General features: G+C 42.3%; 4 protein-coding genes. 1 reads left to right on the top strand and 3 read right to left on the bottom strand.

All coding sequences use genetic code 11. From position 1 onward, the window contains the following. Positions 1-234 precede the first annotated feature (234 nt). Positions 235-1014 (top strand): mechanosensitive ion channel family protein, encoded by a 780-nt coding sequence (locus tag VK664_RS00090; protein ID WP_461396546.1) that lies wholly within the window; start codon positions 235-237, stop codon positions 1012-1014. A 216-nt stretch (positions 1015-1230) separates the two neighbouring features. Here the strand turns inward: VK664_RS00090 and VK664_RS00085 are convergent, their stop codons facing one another. From VK664_RS00085 to VK664_RS00075, 3 genes are all read right to left on the bottom strand, one after another. Next, positions 1231-1944: a DUF4397 domain-containing protein gene (locus VK664_RS00085; RefSeq protein WP_461396545.1), complete on the bottom strand. Its 714-nt coding sequence runs from the start codon at positions 1942-1944 to the stop codon at positions 1231-1233. Positions 1945-2252: 308 nt separating this feature from the next. Beyond that, positions 2253-2687 (bottom strand): FKBP-type peptidyl-prolyl cis-trans isomerase, encoded by a 435-nt coding sequence (locus VK664_RS00080; protein ID WP_461396544.1) that lies wholly within the window; start codon positions 2685-2687, stop codon positions 2253-2255. A 68-nt stretch (positions 2688-2755) separates the two neighbouring features. Further along, positions 2756-3700 carry a polysaccharide deacetylase family protein gene (locus VK664_RS00075; RefSeq protein ID WP_461396543.1) on the bottom strand — a complete coding sequence of 315 codons (945 nt, stop codon included), beginning with the start codon at positions 3698-3700 and terminating at the stop codon, positions 2756-2758. Positions 3701-4452 lie beyond the last annotated feature (752 nt).

Below are 4452 nucleotides of genomic sequence, written 5' to 3'. Positions count from 1 at the left end.
ATCAATTCAAGTAATTGCTGTTTGTTGCGCCTGGGTGGCCGGTGTTGCGGTTCTTGGTCGTCCATCGATCATTTTTTTAGTTAACGACAAATGTAACCGGCACATTTTGAAATTCAGTCGTGGTTCTGGTTAGAGGTTTACACACATAAAGTGTAAATCAGTTTTAGACTGACACATGAAGTATGTATCAACATTAATCTGAAATATGAGTATTTATCGACTTTAATCTGACACATGAAGTATTTAGAAAGATTTTACGACAGGGCGTTTGACTGGATCCTGACTGTTGGACCCAGGGTCATCGTTGCCATCCTCCTATTGATTATTGGGCTTTGGCTAATCAAGGTTTTAAACAGGTGGCTGAAAGGGTTTTTATCCAGCAAAGAAGTGGACCCATCACTAAGATCATTTTTCCTCAATCTGTTTGTAATCGGGCTCCGTGTATTTCTCATAATAGTTTGCATGCAACTGATAGGAATAGAAATGACATTGTTTGTCTCTATCGCTGCGGCTTTCAGTGTTGCTATCGGCCTCGCTCTATCCGGTACAATGCAAAACTTCGCTAGTGGCATACTTATCCTGCTTTTAAAACCTTATCGCGTCGGAGACACCATATTAGCACAAGGCCAGCAAGGAATAGTAAGTTCTATCCAGCTTTTTTATACGGTAGTTTTAACCTTTGATAACAGGACGGTGATATTCCCAAACAGCAAATTGTCAAATGAAGTTATTGTCAATCTAAGTCGTGAGGGCAAGCGAAGGCTGGATATAGAACTTGTAGCCCCCAACACTTTATCATTTGAAGAAGTCAAACGAAAAATCCTTGACATCCTGAACAGCGACGAAGACATCCTTAAAGATCCTGCTCCCCGTATTGGTATCAGCACGCTTGAAGCTGATAAATATAAGATCATGGTAAACGCATGGACTGAAGCCCATGGCTTTGAAGACACCAGACTAAAGTTCCAGGAGAAACTCATGGAAACAAGAGCCCACCTGGCGCCAGAAAGTTAATACTACGTTTTCCGGATAAGCTTGTTCACAACCGGCATGCTGCTGATATTGTTTGCATACAGTTCGCTTATAACTTACATTCAACCTGCCAGTGTCTGCATACAGTTTGTTGATAACTTAAATGCAACCTGTAATCGTTTGCATAAACGCTTGTCTGCAAATTGATGGCAACCTGTTTGCAGCTGTATAGCTTTCCGACAACCTGCTTATAGCTAATTAATTAGTAGCGCGGAGTACTTCAACACTAAAAGCACTATTGCCAGTGCCACCTACTACACCCTTTAGAAAAATCGTGTATATCCCACCTGCTAACAGATCGCTGTAGTTGGTATTGGCTATAACAGAATCAGTGCCTGCGAGCTTTGCTTTTATACTATACATACCTGGTTGATAAGCCTGAAATTGGTTAAATGATGGATTACCAACATTGTCAGCCGGGGTTCGTCCTGAAAACACTTTTGTATTCTCGAATGTAAGATCTACGCTCGGAACATCGGCACTGAGCTGAAAGAAACGTATATAGGTCTTTGTATTTTCGACAATCGGGAATTCGTCGTTAATCCTGGTTGCACGGGAACCACCACCTGGATTGTCATAAAGCAGAATGGTGTAGAATTGACTGGAATCATAATTCTGACCCGGTGTCAATTCAGCCACTACACTGTCCGAAGACGCTTTTTTAAACACTACGTTCCTGGCACCCGGATCTATTGAAGAATATCTTGAGAAATAAGCTCCCGGACTCATGGGAGGAGTTACTTTCTCAGTATTAAATAACATTTCTACCGCTGGTGCTTTTAAAGAAATATTCATTACCGATACAAATGATACAGGCTTGGGAGGCTCGATTGGTGTAGTCTTCATACAACCGGTGAACGCCAGAGATAATCCCACTGCAAACACTAAACACAAAAAAATCTTCACTTTCATAACTATGCTGTTTCTTTTTGAGGTCTAAATCTTTATCTAAATCTGAATCTTTGCTACTCTGACAATTTTGGGAGAAGATTCGTTGCATATGCGACCCACCATGCAAACAATGAAAATATGCATTGAAATGTAAAAACTAAGCCAATATCACCGAAAAGAAAACAGGTTGCCTTTCAGCAACCTGCTCTTCAAATCATTTATAATATACCCGGTATATAATACCCGTAATACCCCGTATATCACTGGTATATAAAAGGTATATAAAAGGCAAATAAAAGGATTATAACCGGTTTAAATCCCCCGGTCTTCTATTTAATTCCAAGCAGTTCCACTTCGAAAATCAATGTACTGTTTGGTCCGATCACAGCACCGGTCTGGCGATCACCATAAGCCATCGCCGGTGGTAAAAACAAACGCCATTTGCTGCCTAATGGCATCAACTGGAGTGCTTCGGTCCAGCCTTTAATTACCCTGTTCAAAGGAAAAGACGCAGGTGACCCGCGTTTAACCGAACTGTCGAATACCGTCCCATCGATGAGTGTACCATGATAGTGACAGGTTACTTCGGATGTAGGACCCGGTTTGGCACCACTTCCTTCTTTAAGTACCTCGTATTGAATACCACCTGGCAACTCAACGATTCCAGGTTTACCCGCATTGGCCTTAAGAAAGGCCTCTCCGGCTGCAGCATTTGCGTCGGCTTTGGAATCCTTGGCCTGGCGTAGTTTATCTGATAAAGACATAATTTTCGTTTTTAAAGATTAATATTTGCGGTTTGAGACGGCAAAATTAAGCTTTCTGACGAAGTCTGTTACCGGAAACTGTTTAACATGCTTTTATTGAGTGTTTTGGAGCCCCAATAACCCGGAACAATTATGCGACGGATTGTAAAAAGGGGATCTTGCGCATCGCGGGGAGTCGCCAATTGGAAAGCAGCAGTGAATCCGCGTTTCCTGAGTTCAGGAATTGCCTTGGGATTCCATAACCCGAATGGATATGCGAAATATTTTACAGGTTTGCCTGTAATGGCTGAGAGCTGCTTTGTTGGTTTATCTATTTGTGTTGCCCAGTCTTCTTCACCATACAGTTTCACATTACGATGATCCCAGGTATGTGAGCCTATTTCATGACCATCGTCTGCCAATGCTTTCACTTGTTCTTTGGTCATATAATTAGGACGGTTAAGAGATACTGTCATTATAAAGAAAACCCCTTTGAAGCCATATTTTTTCATCTCAGGTAGTGCGATAGTATATTGTTCGAGGTCTGTATCATCAAAAGTGAGCATGACCGGTTTAGCTGGCAGCGGACTGTTGGTAGCTAAATAATTATATAGCTGATCAGGTAAGACGGTCTGGTAACCGCTATCCGCGAGCATCTTCAATTGTTCCCTGAATGCATCAACCGGAACTATATAGTCTTTCGCCCTGGCTGATGTTTTTGCAGTCCAGTTTTTTATATGATGATAACAAAGTACGGGGACCTGCTTTCTTGCAATAATTGTCGCGGCGTCGGCCACGGAATTTGCATTTACAGTAACGATACCAGAATCTGCGACAGCAGGGTGATTTTTACCGTTTGTGTTTGTAAGATCTTCCTCTCCTTCCTTTTTACCATTTTCATCGCTCTTCATTTTAAGTGAAGAAGGAACTGAGCTGGAAGCATTAAGGTCAGGTTTGAAATCGCAACCGGTTGTGAAAAGCACGGTGCTACAAACAAAGACAATAGGAACAATAACGCGGGAAAATACTCGCAACGACACTGCAGTTTTCATAGGAATACTCGGTAGAAAGTTTGGGTATGGATATTTGAATTGGTTACTATCGTAGAACGATAAATGGTCCTGATTATTGCGGGATTATTCGCTTCTTTCGGAGGTTGGTTGAGTAATTTGTGATAGCACTATTATGCGACAGTTCTGTTTCATTCCTTCGCTCCGTTGGGAGTGGGATGGAGCCTTTTGGGTCTGTGTCCCGTGCTTAGTTTATGTCTTTATGCCAGGAGCACTTGCACGCCTTGATCAACTTTTGTGCTTTGATCGGCTTTGTCAGGGATACTTCAAGGGGATAATTGGTGTTGGGCCCTGATCGGCTTTAGTAACTCTCCCGTACGTGCGGGAGGACGAAGGCCCCAAAAGGCACCATCCCGCTCCCAACTCACTCATACATTTGGGGGAAGTTGCGACAAGTCATAACAGATCTTACTAGTCCATTATTGCTGGTTTTCTAGTTGGATTCGTTGCCTGTATCATCAAAGCGTCATCCATAGCGCCAATCACTTTGATTAGAATAAATCAATGGGCTAAAGTTCAGGATCTGCATTTGTCTGCAGCGCTCACCTTCAACTATGGTGGTAAAACTGTATCCAGTGAAACTGCAACCAGCGCGGTTTGTAACCTTGAAACGCTTTAACGTTGCAATCACTTTAACGTTGCAATCAGATGATCAGCCATTCTTATTATCTGCTTGTATCATTGGTAAGGTCCAGTTATCACCTTGCTGGCGAATT

It is taken from the genome of Flavitalea sp. (genome assembly GCF_035489435.1).
Lineage (GTDB): Bacteria > Bacteroidota > Bacteroidia > Chitinophagales > Chitinophagaceae > DATHKG01.
This window is presented reverse-complemented; position numbering and strand designations above follow the sequence as displayed.

Excerpts from the sequence above, each read along its gene's own strand:
- VK664_RS00080 (WP_461396544.1), bottom strand. The coding sequence starts at position 2,687 with ATGTCTTTATCAGATAAACTACGCCAGGCCAAGGATTCCAAAGCCGAC.
- VK664_RS00090 (WP_461396546.1), top strand. The coding sequence starts at position 235 with ATGAAGTATTTAGAAAGATTTTACGACAGGGCGTTTGACTGGATCCTG.
- VK664_RS00085 (WP_461396545.1), bottom strand. The coding sequence starts at position 1,944 with ATGAAAGTGAAGATTTTTTTGTGTTTAGTGTTTGCAGTGGGATTATCT.